Here is a 14,527-nt window from a genome sequence, read left to right as displayed (position 1 = left end):
GGCGCGTCCGTTCAACGGCAAGATTCTTCGGCGGCGGCGCATCACTTCCACTGCAGAAAGAGGTGCGCAATTATGCAGATTGCGAAAAATAATTCAACCTGCTTTTATGATTGTTTTGCCCAAGGAGCACCCGATGGACTATCGCCAGTTAGGCCGCACCAATCTGAACGTGAGTGCCCTCTGCCTCGGAACCATGACCTGGGGCGAGCAAAACAGCGAGGCAGACGCCTTCGCCCAGATTGAACGGGCCAAGAGTGCCGGGATCAACTTCATCGACACCGCCGAGATGTATCCGGTGCCGCCCAAGGCCGAGACCTACGCCACCACCGAACGCTATATCGGCAATTACTTCAAAAGCCGCGGCGACCGCGCTGACTGGATCCTGGCCAGCAAGATCGCCGGCCCCGGCAACACCATCGACTACATCCGCGACAAGAACCTTCGGCACAATCGCCAGCACATCACCGAAGCCGTGGACGCCAGCCTCAAGCGCCTGCAGACCGACTACATCGACCTGTACCAGTTGCACTGGCCAGAGCGCAGCACCAACTTCTTCGGGCAGTTGGGCTACAAGCACCAGACCGAAGCCAACCTGACTCCACTGGAGGACACCCTCGAAGCGCTGGACGAGCAGGTTCGCGCCGGCAAGATCCGCCACATCGGCCTGTCCAACGAGACGCCGTGGGGCACCATGCGTTTCCTGGCCCTGGCCGAAGCCCGCGGCTGGCCACGCGCCGTATCGATCCAGAACCCGTATAACCTGCTCAACCGCAGCTTCGAAGTCGGCCTGGCGGAAATCGCCATCCGCGAACAATGCGGCCTGCTCGCCTATTCGCCGCTGGCGTTCGGTTTCCTGTCAGGCAAGTACGAAGGTGGCGCCCGCCCGCCAAAAGGTCGCCTGAGCCTCTACAGCCGCTTCAGCCGCTATTTCAACCCGCAGTCGGAAGCAGCCTGCAGCCGTTACGTGGCCCTGGCTCGCGAGCACGGCCTGGACCCGGCACAAATGGCCCTGGCGTTCGTGACGCAGCAGCCGTTCGTGACCAGCAACATCATTGGCGCGACCACGATGGAGCAACTGGAGAGCAACATCGCCAGTTTTGATCTGAAATTGTCGGAGGAAGTGCTGGAAGGGATCGAGGCGATTCACAAGGATCACCCGAACCCGGCGCCCTGATCGATAGCTAAACAGCATTCGCGAGCAAGCCCGCTGCCACATTTTCAACCGTATTCCCCTGGGAAAACTCGATTGAATGTGGGAGCGGGCTTGCTCGCGAAAGCGTCCGCCCAGTCACCGCAATTTCAAAGCGACCGCGCGATGATCTCCTTCATGATCTCGTTGGTCCCGGCATAAATCCGCTGCACCCGCGCATCCGCCCATGCCCGCGCGATCGGGTACTCCCACATGAACCCGTAACCGCCGTGCAACTGCACACACTCGTCGAGCACCTTGCATTGCAGGTCGGTGCCCCAGTACTTGGCCATCGCCGCTGTCGGTACGTCGAGTTTGCCTTGCAGGTGCAACTCCAGGCAGCGGTCAACAAAGACGCGGCCGATCTGGATTTCCGTGGCCATCTCCGCCAGCTTGAACCGGGTATTCTGGAAATCCGCGATCGACTTGCCGAACGCCTTGCGCTCGCGGGTGTAGTCCAGCGTCCATTGCAACGCCGCTTCGGCTGACGCCAGCCCACCAACGGCCACGGTGAGGCGTTCCTGAGGCAATTCCTGCATCAGGTAGGCAAAACCCATCCCGGCCTGGCCCAGCAGGTTTTCCTTGGGCACTCGCACATCCTGGAAGAACAGCTCCGAAGTGTCCTGGGCTTTCATTCCGACCTTCTCCAGGCGCTTGCCCTTGTCGAAGCCCGGCGTATTGGCCTCCACCAGAAACAGACTGGTGCCCTTGGCGCCAGCCTTCGGATCGGTCTTGGCGACGACGATCACCAGATCGGCCAGGTAACCGTTGGTAATGAATGTCTTGGAGCCGTTGATCACGTACTCATCGCCATCGAGCACGGCGGTGGTTTTCACCCCTTGCAGATCGGAACCTGCACCCGGCTCGGTCATGGCGATCGCGGTAACCATCTCGCCGGACACCAGCTTCGGCAGGTACTTGTGCTTCAAAGCCTCACTGCCGTAATGCAGGATGTAGGGCGCCACGATGTCCGAATGCAGGGAAAAACCGATGCCGGTCAGGCCCAGACGCCCCACCTCCTCGATCACCACCGCGCTGTAGAGAAAGTCCGCCCCCAGGCCGCCGTACTCTTCCGGCAAGTGCGAGCAAAGCATCCCCGCCTCCCCCGCCTTGTTCCACAGTTTGCGGTCGATATAGCCTTGTTTTTCCCATTGCCCATGGAACGGCACGGCCTCTTTTTCGAGGAACGTGCGCACGCTGTCACGGAAGAGCTCGTGCTCGGAACTGAACAAGGTTCTGGGAATCATGCGGCACCTTTTCTTTGTTTTTAGAAGGAGTTGACCTTCAGAGACTATGCCTCGCACCCGATACAGGACACTGGACACAACCGACAAAAAATAAGACGATCCAGCCGTCTGGTGACCACTTCCCCCTATAAAAATAAAGTTGAATTATGTCTAACCAAGCCTCCACGCCATTGCGGCGCGTCAGCATCCTGGCCATCGACCGGGTTTTCGCTTCCACCCTCTTGCAAGCCAAGGATTTCTTCCACCTCGCCAGCCTGCGCTACGGCAAACAGCTGGGCCAGGGCCTGACACCGGCGTTCGAAACACGCCTGGTCAGCCCCGATGGCAAACCGGTCAACACCTTCAGCGATGTGTTGATTCCGGTGGATGGCGGACTGGAAAACGCCGATATCATCGTGCTCCCCGCGTTCTGGGACGATTTCGACAGCCTGTGCAAACGCTACCCGCAAGTCCTGCCCTGGTTGCGCCAGCAACATGCGCGCGGTGCCGTACTGTGTGGCGAGGCCACCGGCGTGTTCTGGCTCGCCGAAGCCGGGCTGCTCAATGGCAAGGAAGCAACCACCTACTGGCGCTTCTTCAATGCTTTCGCCGAACGCTTCCCCCAGGTGCAACTCAATCAGGACAAGCACCTGACCGATGCCGACAACCTGTACTGTGCCGGTGGCACCACCTCGGCGTGCGATCTGTACATTTACCTGATCGAGCGTTTCTGCGGCGCCAACGTGTCCCAGGCCGTAGCCCGGGACATTCTGTATGAGGTGCAGCGCAGCTATTCCCCAGGACGGATTGGATTCGGCGGACAGAAACTGCACCAGGACGTAATCATCCTGCAGATCCAACACTGGCTCGAAGAACACTTCGCCGACAAGTTCCGCTTCGAAGACGTCGCCCGCGAACACGGCATGAGCATCCGCAACTTCATGCGCCGCTTCCAGACCGCCACCGGCGACAAGCCGCTGCATTACCTGCAACGCCTGCGCATCGAAACAGCCAAGGGCTTGCTGTCCGGCAGCCGCAAGAGCATCAAGACCATCAGCTATGAAGTTGGCTATGACGACGCGAGCTTCTTTGCACGGCTGTTCCGCCAGCACACAGAGTTGTCGCCGAACCAGTATCGGCAGCAGTTTCAGCAGGCTGCGTAGCCGAACCTCAACCGAATGTGGTAGCGAGCCTGCTCGCTTCCACATTGAATCTTGCGCCGGCCAGGCAGTTCTTTCGCTGTGCAGTTTCCTACGTAAAAAGCGGAATACAGAGCGCCGGAGAATCCAACCCTACCCACAGACGCAGCCCCTTAAAAAACTTCAACATCTTCCCTGCAAACACCATCAGGGAAGATCAACCATGACTATCGGATCAAGCTACAACTACCCTTCATACATCGCCAAGGAGGCCGCCCGAACAAAGCGCTCGGCTAAAAACAAATGGGCGGCTCGCTTTCCCAATCCGCCGGATTTGTGCTTTGACTATCGTGCACTGGTAGAACAGGAAAACGGCATCGCCAAGGCAACTGACCCGCAACATAAAATTTGCATCATCGGCGCCGGCGTCACAGGCCTGACCGCCGCCAGAGAACTCTATCGCTGCGGCTTTACCCATATCACTCTCATCGAACAATCCAGACGCATCGGCGGCAGGCATCTGACCGTTCCCGGTAGCCAAAACTCGGCAGCAAGCCATACACCGTTTGAAATGGGCGCAATGCGCATGCCCTTCTTCAACCGTGCGGATGAGCCACCGACAGAAGGTCGGTCGCTGATGGCTTACTACGCCAATCAATTTGAATTGGCGTTTTCAGACTTCGCCAACCCCGGTAGCCAATGGGTTAACTCCACAGGCATCTATCTCCGGGAGGGCAGCATGGGCGGCGGATCGGCGCCGCAAATGTTGATATGGAAAAACGAAGACGGCGTCACACCACCTCCAGGCGATGAATTGCAAAAGGTTTATGCCAAGTGGAAAGCCTTTGCCGATCGCATGACTCGCCACGTTGCTGAGCATTATGCGAGCCAGGAATGGGAAGCCATTTGGGCTTCTATCGTTGAAAAATACGAGAGTGTCTCGTTCCGCGACCTGGTTAGCATGCCAGCACTGGAAGCTTGGGATGGCCGTTCACCCGGGGATTTCGGCGGAATGGGAATGTCTGCGCAAGAGTCCGCAATTTTTTACGCGATAGGTATAGGTGACGGTAGCTGGGGAGCTTTTTACGACGTCTGCTGCCTCTACCCTCTGCGTACTGCGATTTTCGGTTTCAGCAGCCAATTGCAACTGATCCATGGTCGAGTGGACTCAAACGGCGATCCACTGGATTCGCCCTATCTGAATAGCGAAGCCGTTTTTGACTCAATGGGGCAGAGTTTCGACAGACCCCGCTACATCGGCCTCGCGGCTTTGGACGAATGCCTGCTGTTTGTGAAAACCGACGAAACCGGAAAGTCCCTCTACGAACATTGCCTCGAAAGAAGCAATGGGTTTCTCACCGACTCATCCGTCACAAAACTGGAAAAGCTGAACAATCAAAAAATACGCGTCTACTACAACTGGAAACACAGTCAACCCGAGCAAATCCAGGAGCAATTTGATGACTTTGACTCGGTCATCATGACACTACCCTCCTGGCTGATTGAAACTCGAATCAAGCTCGAAAATTTCACCCGGGAGATGCTGCCTTTCGAGACGATTAACGCCTACAAAACCGCACACTGGGAAACTAGCTGCAAAGTGTTTGCACCGCTGAAAAAATCATTTCTCTCGAAAAACAAAAACATCCCGCAAGCCATCGTAACCGACAGTTTCATCCACGATGTCTATACCTACCGCTACAACGACAATTACAGCTATGACTGCATCCTGCTGAGTTATACCTGGGAAGATGACGCAACCAAGCTCGCCTCATTCAGCGATAAGGAGCTGGTATCAAAGTGCGCCGAAGAGCTGGATCGCATACTCATGAACTCTGCCAACGTCCAGGAAAAAATCTCTCCCTACATAGGCATTGATCAAGCAGTGGTTCAGCGTTGGATCACTGATAAAAATGCTCTGGGCTGTGCCAAGCTTTACCGACCAGGCACCTACTACGATGCCGTCGGCCTGATGAAGTACAACCGGGACCTTGCTCATGTATCAGGCTTGTATTTGTCCGGCGAGTCATTTTCCGTCGATGCTGGTTGGACGGAGCCATGTTTTCGCGGTGCTGTCGATGCGGTGATTCATATCTGCAACAAAACCGCCGCGACCTTCAATGGCGGATTTTCCTTGAGCGACTACCCGCACTACCAAGTCAAAATCTGATCACATCCCCGTTCCAGAGTCATGCACGCAATACATGGCTCTACCTCTCGCGTCGGCTACCCACTGCCATCAAACATCACTCTGATCCATTTTCGGACAAGGACTACGACCTAAACGGAAATAGCTGACTTACACCCCATTCCTGATTCCCCTCTTATACACACGCCATTTAACAGTTTGAAAAACAATAAAAAGAGGAACGACGGAATGACTGAGCCAACAAGCCCTGTTCGTGTAGCAGTCGTGCAATTCGATCCACAAGTCGGCATCGAGAAATGTGTAGGTAATCTGCGTCGCAGCCTGGAATTGGCGCTTGAAGCGGTAAACGGCAGTGCGAATCTCATCGTTCTGCCCGAGCTTTCCAATACCGGCTATTTCTTCAGCAATCGACAGGATGCCTTCGCCCATGCCGAAGCAGTTCCCGCAGGGCCAAGCGTGCAGTGCTGGATCGACTTCGCCCGCGAACACAACGTTTACCTCGTGGCCGGTCTGGCCGAACGCGACGGCATGCGACTCTTCAACACCGGCGTACTGGTGGGACCAGACGGTTTTATCGGCAAGTACCGCAAAGCCCATTTGTGGAATCTGGAGAAGCTCTGGTTCACACCCGGCGACCTGGGTTTCCCGGTTTTCGACACACCGATCGGCCGCATCGGGCTGTTGATCTGCTGGGACATCTGGTTCCCGGAGGTGCCACGGATCCTCGCCCAGCAAGGCGCAGACATCATTTGCAGCCTGAACAACTGGGTCTGGACACCGCCGCCGCTGTTCGACGATGCCGGTAAGTGCATGGCGTCGTATCTGACGATGACCGCCGCTCACGTCAACAACGTGTTTATCGCTGCCGCCAGCCGGATCGGCGAGGAACGCGGCGCGCGCTACCTGGGTTGCTCGTTGATTGCCGGAACCAACGGCTGGCCGATTGGCGCCGTGGCTTCGGCAGACAGGCAGGAAATCCTGTTTGCCGATGTCGACCTGACCAGCTCCCGCAGTGCGCCCATCTGGAACAATCTGAACGATCTGCATCGCGATCGCCGAGCCGATCTTTACGATCAGATGCTCGGCTACACCCAACACCCTTGCCTCCCACGTTGATCAGGAGGCCTATCGCATGGAAGTTACAACCGACAAAAACCAACCATCGCGCAAATCACCGATTGATACAGCCGTCGTCCTGCTAATGATCGGCGCGACACTGCTGATCGTCTGGCTTTCTTTCAGCAACCGGACTTTCTGGGGAGCGCATTGGCCCGGGTACGGCGACATGGTATCGCTGCTACCCGAACCGAGTGCCTGGTTGCGTTGGGTGTTAGGCGACATCAGCGAGGTGGCTTTCTACAAGCACGAGTTCGCCTCGATCGGCCTGCTGGCGGGCGCTTATCTGGCTTACTGGGCGAATCGAACGGGGAAATCCTGGCAAGGGTTTGCCATCTCCTATGGAACGGGACTTTGGCCCTGGCTGGTCACCAGTTCGTTGCTCGGGCTGCTACTGAGCAATCTGCTGTGGGGCTGGACGGTGACAGCCACAACCTGGCAACCCACATTCGTAGCATTCGTCTCGCTGCCAGCGGCGATGGTGCTGATGTTTGGCGGAGGCTGGAAGGTCACTATCAACGGCGCACTCATGGGCGCCGTATTCGTCACACCGATGTGCCTGCTGATCGTCAACTACGTGTGCCAACCGCTGGCCTTGCCTGCAGTGATCGGTAATGTGCTGGGCATGGCGATTGCCAGCGTCCTGGCGTTTCTGTTCTGCCGCTATTGGCCGAACCTGGTGAATTCCAGCTCGTCGCAAACGCCACCCGCCTCGATTGCTCCCGCCAAGGCGCCCGACTATGGCGTCATCTGGAGCCTGCGCCGGATTCTGGCGGACTTTTCCGAAGCACCGTTCTTCGGCAATGAGCTGGCCAGCCTTGGCCTGATACTGGGTGCATTGCTGGCGTACAGCTTGAACCCTTCAAGCCCCGCGTACGGATCGGGCCTGTTGCTGCACATCATCGGCGCGCAGGCATTGGCCTCAGCCATCGGCGTGCTGATCTGGCGTCAACAATGGATGCTGCGCGGCTGGTATCCCACTTACATCCCGCTGGTTTCAGTGGTGCCCGCGGCGATCCTGGCCTATGGCGGCAGCTGGCAGATTATCGTCTCTAGTGCACTGCTTGGGGCATTGCTCGCACCACCGCTGGCCTGTGGGATTGCCAGGAAATTACCGGCCGACATGCACGCCTACATCGCCAATGTACTGTCGATGGCCATCAGCACACTGCTGATCGTGCCGCTGATCGGTTTTTTGATCGCTGATTAATGCCCCAGCCATTCGGCTGTATCGCGGCCTCAAAAGCGGATACAGCCACTGTTCATTACAAACAAGCGAGGTATCCCATGGACCTGCCCAAACTGTCCATCGCGGCACTTGGCGGCACGGTAAGCATGCAAGCGAGCAATGCCTGTGAAGGCGTCATCCCGACCGTCAGCGGCGAAGCCCTGCTGACTTCCATACCGGAACTGACGACACTGGCCGGAGTCACCGTCGAGACCCTCGGCCTGCTGCCCAGTGCGTCCCTGGATTTCGAGTTTTTGCTGACCGTATTGTCCTGGGCTGAGTTTCAGGTCAAACAGGGCGCCGTTGGGATCGTGATAACCCAGGGCACCGACACCCTCGAAGAAGCCGCGGTGTTTTTGGATTACCTGTGGCCCTACGACACCCCCTTGGTGCTGACCGGTGCCATGCGTTCCGCAGCGCAGCCAGGTGCCGATGGACCGGCCAATCTGCTGGATGCATGTCGCGTTGCCTTGGCGCAGAACAGCCGGCAGCGCGGTGTCCAGGTCGTGATGAACGGACAGATTCATCAAGCGTGCAGCGTACGCAAAACCGATTCGCTGGCATTGCAGGCGTTTTCCTCTCCGGTCGTGGGGCCCGCGGGCCTACTGTTGGAAGACCGTGTTCGCTACCTGCGCCCGCCGGGGCCGCGCACGGTGTTACCGTTGCCGCAACAGACCACACAGAAAGTTGCATTGCTTGAGGCCTCACTTTCGGCCGACACCCTGTTACTGGAAAATATTCTCGCACTCGATTACGACGGGCTGGTGATCGGCGGTTTCGGCGCCGGCCACATCTCGCAGCGCTGGGCGACAATGATTGAGCATATTGCCAAGCGAATCCCCGTGATCATTGCGACCCGAACCGGCTCTGGCTCCACTGCACGAGCCTCTTACGGTTTTGGCGGTGGTGAGATGGACTTGATCCGCAAGGGGGTATCGATGGCGGGTTTTCTATGCCCGCGAAAAGCCAGAATTCTGCTTTGGCTGCTGCTGGGTTGCCAACGGCAGCACGAGCTTGCGGAGCATCTCAACGAGGACATTTGACTTCAAAACAATGTACAAACCTGTGGGCGGATGATTTGCGCTGACAAAAAAGGCCTGCATGTGCAGGCCTTTTTTTATTTTCCAGAATCGTCCTACGGCTTGTGTGCCCGGGCCAGGAATTCGTGGGATTGCATTTCCAGCAGACGACTCAAAGTACGCTGGAACTCGAAGTTCAGGCGGCCACCTGTGTACAGGTCTTTAAGCTCCACTTCGGCAGAAATGATCAGCTTCACGTTACGGTCGTAGAACTCGTCGACCATGTTGATGAAGCGTCGGGCGATGTCGTCGGTGGTGACGCTCATCTGCTCGACATCGCTGAGCAACACGGCGTGGAAGATCTTGCCCAGCTCGATGTAGTCGTTCTGGCTGCGTGGGCCGTCGCACAGTTCACGGAAGTTGAACCAGGCCACGTCATCGCAGGTGCGCAGGGCACGAATTTCACGGTTTTCGATCATCAGCACGTCATTTTCGACCGCCGCCGTGCATTCCGGAGTCAGCGCCCGGAAGCTCTTGCGCAGGCTTTCGTTGGCGGCTTCGTCGAGCGGATAGTGGAACAGCTCGGCCTGTTCAAGGTGACGCAGACGATAGTCGACGCCGCTGTCGACGTTGACGATCTCGGTATTCTGCTTGATCAGCGCAATGGCCGGCAGGAAGCGCGCGCGTTGCAGGCCGTCCTTGTACAGGCCGTCCGGCACGATGTTCGAGGTCGCGACCAGGGTCACGCCGTTCTTGAACAGCTCCTCCATCAAGGTGCCAAGGATCATGGCGTCGGTGATGTCGGAAACGAAGAACTCATCGAAGCAGATCACCCGGGCTTCGGTGGCGAAGCGCTTGGCGATGATGGTCAGCGGGTTTTTCTCGCCACCCAAGGTCTTCATCTCTTCATGCACACGCTTCATGAAGCGGTGGAAGTGAGTGCGGGACTTTTCCTTGAACGGCAGTGCTTCGAAGAAGGTGTCCACCAGGTAAGTCTTGCCGCGACCTACGCCCCCCCAGAAATACAGGCCCTTGACCGGGGTCAAATCCTTCTTGCCAAACAGCTTGCCCAGCAGGCCCGGTTTGTTTTGCTCGGCCGCGACCAGGTCGTCGTAGAGGCGCTGCAAATGACGCACAGCAGTTTCCTGCGCGGCATCATGGAAGAATTCCGGGCGTTTCAGATCAGCTTGATATCGTTCTAGGGGCGTCATAATTCGTTAGCAAGGCAACAAAAACGGGCCGACACTGTAGCGACGGCCCGGAGGAATGGCAATCGGCCCTTGGTCGAGCCGGGCCGCTGTTTATTCCTGAACTGGCGTCAGGGCAATGCGTAAAGCTTCAATGGCAGCATCGCGCGCAGTGCTGTCGGCGAAGGCCGGGCTGTCGGCAACGCACTCGCCTTCGAGCCAGACGCTGAAACCCAGCTCTTCACTGCGCACATCCAGTGGCTGACCCGATTGCAGTTGCTTGGTCACCTGACCGGCGGTCTTGCCGTCGGCGAAGTTGCGCGACAGCAGCAGTTGTTCGCCATCGGCCGCCAGCAGACGGAAGCGGAAGCTGCCGTCGTCTTCGCGGAAGCTGACAAAACGTGCAGCTTTCGCGGCCTTCTTCTTGGTGCTCGTCGCCACTTGGGCCTGGGCAACAAAGGAGCGCAGACCCACCGCTTCACGCAGTTCATTGAGGAACGGTGTCGCTACCGCACGGGCCTTTTTCGCGCCGTGCTGCAGGATGTCTTCCAGGTCCGCCGGACGCTCGATCAGCTTGTAATAACGATCGCGGGATTCACCCAATTCGTTGTCGAGCAGCTGGAACAGGCGACTCTTCGCCTCGCCCCAACCCAGGCCCTGCAACAATTCGCTGCGGAACTCGTCGGCCTGCGCCGGAGTGGCGAAGGCCTGGAACAGGGTGAACAGGTGCGAGTTATCAGGATCCTTGGCTTCGCCCGGCGCGCGGGAGTCGGTGACGATCCGCGAAATCGCGTCCTTCATCTCTTTGGCGCTGCTGAACAACGGAATGGTGTTGTCGTAACTCTTCGACATCTTGCGGCCATCCAGGCCCGGCAACGTGGCGACGCTCTCTTCGATCAACGCCTCGGGCATGGTGAAGAACTCTTTGCCCTGGCCGAACAGGTGATTGAAGCGCTGGCCGATGTCCCGCGCCATTTCCACGTGTTGGATCTGGTCGCGACCGACCGGCACCTTGTGCGCATTGAACATCAGGATGTCCGCGGCCATCAGCACCGGGTAGCTGTACAGGCCCATGGTGATGCCGGCATCCGGGTCTTCACCGGTTTCGACGTTCTTGTCCACCGAAGCCTTGTAGGCGTGAGCGCGATTGAGCAAGCCCTTGGCGGCAACGCAGGTCAGCAGCCAGGTCAGCTCAGGGATTTCCGGGATGTCGGACTGGCGGTAGAAAGTCACGCGGTCGACATCCAGGCCACCGGCCAGCCAGGTCGCGGCAATTTCCAGACGCGAGCGCTGGATGCGCAGCGGGTCATCGCACTTGATCAGGGCGTGGTAGTCGGCCAGGAAGTAGAACGAATCGGCATTGCTGTCACGGCTGGCGACGATCGCCGGGCGGATGGCGCCGGCGTAGTTGCCCAGGTGTGGCGTGCCGGTAGTGGTGATGCCGGTGAGGATACGGGTACGAGTCGTCATGGGTAATCGCTTGTCAGACTGCAATCAATTCGAGAGACGCGGCAGGATCAGATCCTTGAGATCGGTCAGCTTGCCATGAAAAAAGTGTCCGCATTCTGCCACTTTCAGCAGCTCATGGGGACGTTCGAGCGTGTCGGACCATTGGTAAACGACTTGCGGATCGATCACTTCGTCGGTTTCCGGCTGAATCAGGGTCAGTTCACCGTGCTGCGGCAACTGATCCTGATCCCCCAGGCGCATGACCGCCGGCGCGACCATGAACAGGTGCTTGAGCTGCTCGCCCTGCGCTTCCAGGCGCCCGCCGAGACTTGCCGCAACAAACCCGCCAAAAGAGAAACCGAACAGCGTCAATGGCAATTCTGGATGTTTGGCACGCAACCACTCGGCCACGGCCTGGGCATCATCGACTTCACCCGTGCCCATGTCGTGGGAGCCTTCGCTGGCCCCGACACCACGGTAGTTGAAACGCAAAGTAATCAAACCGGCATCACGCGCAGTACGCTGCAGGGTCGATACCACTTTGTTGAGCATGGTGCCGCCCTGCACCGGGTTTGGATGGCAGATGAGCGCCAGGCCGCGAGGCTGCTCGTTGTCCAGGTACAGTGCTTCAATTTGCCCAACCGGGCCATCAATCACTACAGGGGTTTCACGCATAAGCAAGGAAGGAACTCCGTGACCTCGAATCGGGTCGACTCGTCTAGCAAATTGTCTGTGGCTGTCTATTGCGAGTGAATCGCGGTATACAGCGCAGGTTCGAGCCGTTAACGTAAAGCAAAGCCGTTTATAGAGGAAGGACTCGTGGAACACTCGCTCTTAGTTTGGTTGTTACCGACTCTTGCCCTGGTTGTGGGTGTCGCCATTGGGTTTCTGATCGCTCGCCTTGCGCCGAATGCCGCGCCTAGCAGCACTCAACGTCAGCTGGACGATATTCAGGAACGTTTCGACAGTTATCAGAACGAGGTGGTAACCCACTTCAACAGCACCGCGACACTGGTCAAGAAACTGACTGCGAGCTATCAGGAAGTGCAAGATCATCTCGCCGAGGGTGCCAACCGCCTGGCCCTGGACGAGCAGACTCGCCAACGCCTGCTGGCCTCCCTGCACGCCGATGCGGCGCAGGCTCCACGGGAACGCCTGACGCCACCGCGCAATCAGGAGCCGCCTCGCGACTACGCCCCTAAAACCCCGAACTCGCCGGGCATGCTCGATGAGCATTACGGCCTGAAGAAATAATCAGGTTTCGCGCGATGTAAAAAGCCCCCGGACATTCATTTGTCCGGGGGCTTTTTTATTTCTGATCGGACATCTCGGTTGAATGTCCCGGCCTCTTCGCGGGCAAGCCCGCTCCCACAGTGATTGATGTCGCCCACAAAACCTGTGTTCAGGAGCGGGCTTGCCCGCGATGGGACATCAGATGATCAGCCCAAGACTTCGCCGGCCACCTGATCGATCGCATCCTTGGTGATACCAACGATGAGATCCGCTTCAGCCTCGGTCAGGACCAGCGGCGGTGCAAAACCAAGGATGTCGCCATGGGGCATCGCCCGGGCGATCATGCCGCGCTCCAGGCACGCCGCCGAGACTTTAGGGCCGACCTTCAGGGCGGTATCGAATGGCGTGCGCTGTTCACGATCAGCCATGAACTCGACCGCCGCGAGCATGCCGTCACCGCGCACTTCGCCCACCAGCGGATGGCCTTCAAGGGTTTCGCGCATGCGCCGATTGAGATAGGCACCGACCTTGTCGGCGTTGGCCGTGAGGTTTTCCCGCTCCAGGATGTCGAGGTTGGCCAAGGCCGCCGCCGCGCAGATCGGGTGCCCGGAATAGGTCCAGCCATGACCCATGGCGCCCTGGGACTCGGAAGCCTTTTCGATCACGTCCCAGACCTTTTCACCGACGATCACCGCCGACAAAGGCGCATAAGCGCTGGTCAGGCCTTTGGCCGTGGTGATCAGGTCCGGGCGCATGCCATAACGCTGGCTGCCCATCTTCGAGCCCAGGCGACCGAAGGCGCAGACCACTTCATCAGCGATCAGCAGCACATCGTACTTGTTCAGCACCGCCTGGATCGCGGCCCAGTAGCCGGCCGGCGGAACGATGATTCCGCCGGTGCCCATCAATGGCTCTCCGATGAAGGCGGCAACGGTGTCCGGGCCTTCGGCGAGGATCATTTTTTCCAGTTCGTCGGCGCAGTAGCGCACGAACGCTGCTTCATCCATGCCGGTCGGCGCCTTGCGATACCAGTGCGGGCATACGGTGTGTTTGATGCCTTCGGCCGGCAGGTCGAAATGCTGATGGAAGCTCGGCAGGCCGGTCAGGCTGCCAGTCATGATGCCCGAGCCGTGATAACCGCGATCGCGCGAGATGATTTTCTTCTTCTGCGGGCGCCCCAGCACGTTGTTGTAGTAGCGCACCAGTTTGATCTGGGTTTCGTTGGCGTCGGAACCGGAGAGGCCGTAGTAGACCTTCTTCATACCTTCTGGCGCCCAGTCGATGATGCGGCTCGACAGCTCGATGATTGCCTCGGTCGAGTGCCCCATGTAGGTGTGGTAATAGGCCAGTTCCTTGGCTTGCCTGTAGATCGCGTCGGCCACTTCGGTTCGGCCATAGCCGATGTTCACGCAGTACAGGCCGGCGAAGGCATCGATCAGTTCGCGGCCTTCGTGATCGCGGATACGGATCCCCGAGGCGCCCGTGATGATGCGGCCCTTGAGTGCGCCGCTGGCGTGGTCATGGGCGTGAGTCGAAGGGTGCATGAAGTGCGCACGGTCTTGTTCGAACAGCGAGTCGAGTTCTTGGTTCAT

12 protein-coding genes are annotated in these 14,527 nt (G+C 58.3%); 7 read left to right on the top strand and 5 right to left on the bottom strand.

Annotated elements, in window-relative coordinates; all coding sequences use genetic code 11:
- The first annotated feature begins 133 nt into the window (after positions 1-133).
- The gene (locus KGA88_RS01690) at positions 134-1,174 is read left to right on the top strand and encodes an NADP(H)-dependent aldo-keto reductase (protein ID WP_223588439.1); all 1,041 of its coding nucleotides are present in this window, start codon (positions 134-136) and stop codon (positions 1,172-1,174) included.
- A gap of 125 nt (positions 1,175-1,299) precedes the next feature.
- Here the strand turns inward: KGA88_RS01690 and KGA88_RS01685 are convergent, their stop codons facing one another.
- Complete coding sequence (locus KGA88_RS01685; protein WP_110658919.1) at positions 1,300-2,436, bottom strand: acyl-CoA dehydrogenase family protein; 1,137 nt, start codon at positions 2,434-2,436, stop codon at positions 1,300-1,302.
- Positions 2,437-2,582: 146 nt separating this feature from the next.
- On the opposite strand from KGA88_RS01685, the gene KGA88_RS01680 reads away from it, so the two are divergent.
- From KGA88_RS01680 to KGA88_RS01660, 5 genes are all read left to right on the top strand, one after another.
- Positions 2,583-3,578, top strand: a complete 996-nt coding sequence (locus tag KGA88_RS01680) for a GlxA family transcriptional regulator (RefSeq protein WP_110658921.1) — start codon at positions 2,583-2,585, stop codon at positions 3,576-3,578.
- A gap of 199 nt (positions 3,579-3,777) precedes the next feature.
- Positions 3,778-5,724 (top strand): flavin monoamine oxidase family protein, encoded by a 1,947-nt coding sequence (locus KGA88_RS01675; protein WP_110658923.1) that lies wholly within the window; start codon positions 3,778-3,780, stop codon positions 5,722-5,724.
- Positions 5,725-5,931: 207 nt separating this feature from the next.
- The gene (locus KGA88_RS01670; protein WP_223588437.1) at positions 5,932-6,819 is read left to right on the top strand and encodes a nitrilase family protein; all 888 of its coding nucleotides are present in this window, start codon (positions 5,932-5,934) and stop codon (positions 6,817-6,819) included.
- Positions 6,820-6,835: 16 nt separating this feature from the next.
- A complete protein-coding gene (locus KGA88_RS01665) occupies positions 6,836-8,029 on the top strand; it encodes a threonine/serine exporter family protein (RefSeq protein ID WP_223588435.1) in 1,194 nt (397 codons plus the stop codon).
- A 77-nt stretch (positions 8,030-8,106) separates the two neighbouring features.
- Positions 8,107-9,090 carry an asparaginase gene (locus tag KGA88_RS01660; protein WP_223588433.1) on the top strand — a complete coding sequence of 328 codons (984 nt, stop codon included), beginning with the start codon at positions 8,107-8,109 and terminating at the stop codon, positions 9,088-9,090.
- A 92-nt stretch (positions 9,091-9,182) separates the two neighbouring features.
- Here the strand turns inward: KGA88_RS01660 and zapE are convergent, their stop codons facing one another.
- The 3 genes from zapE to KGA88_RS01645 all read right to left on the bottom strand — a co-directional run bounded on the left by zapE (position 9,183) and on the right by KGA88_RS01645 (position 12,377).
- A complete protein-coding gene (zapE, locus tag KGA88_RS01655; protein ID WP_110660698.1) occupies positions 9,183-10,277 on the bottom strand; it encodes a cell division protein ZapE in 1,095 nt (364 codons plus the stop codon).
- Between the two features lie 90 nt (positions 10,278-10,367).
- The gene (locus tag KGA88_RS01650) at positions 10,368-11,723 is read right to left on the bottom strand and encodes a tryptophan--tRNA ligase (protein ID WP_110660699.1); all 1,356 of its coding nucleotides are present in this window, start codon (positions 11,721-11,723) and stop codon (positions 10,368-10,370) included.
- Between the two features lie 24 nt (positions 11,724-11,747).
- Positions 11,748-12,377 (bottom strand): alpha/beta hydrolase, encoded by a 630-nt coding sequence (locus KGA88_RS01645; protein WP_110660700.1) that lies wholly within the window; start codon positions 12,375-12,377, stop codon positions 11,748-11,750.
- Positions 12,378-12,521: 144 nt separating this feature from the next.
- Here KGA88_RS01645 and KGA88_RS01640 point away from each other — a divergent pair, with 144 nt between their 5' ends.
- The gene (locus KGA88_RS01640; RefSeq protein ID WP_110660701.1) at positions 12,522-12,956 is read left to right on the top strand and encodes a YhcB family protein; all 435 of its coding nucleotides are present in this window, start codon (positions 12,522-12,524) and stop codon (positions 12,954-12,956) included.
- A 185-nt stretch (positions 12,957-13,141) separates the two neighbouring features.
- On the opposite strand, the gene KGA88_RS01635 is transcribed toward KGA88_RS01640, so the two are convergent.
- Positions 13,142-14,527: an aspartate aminotransferase family protein gene (locus KGA88_RS01635; protein WP_110660702.1), complete on the bottom strand. Its 1,386-nt coding sequence runs from the start codon at positions 14,525-14,527 to the stop codon at positions 13,142-13,144.

The sequence above is a fragment of the Pseudomonas sp. A-R-19 genome (assembly GCF_019956575.1).
Lineage (GTDB): Bacteria > Pseudomonadota > Gammaproteobacteria > Pseudomonadales > Pseudomonadaceae > Aquipseudomonas.
This window is presented reverse-complemented; position numbering and strand designations above follow the sequence as displayed.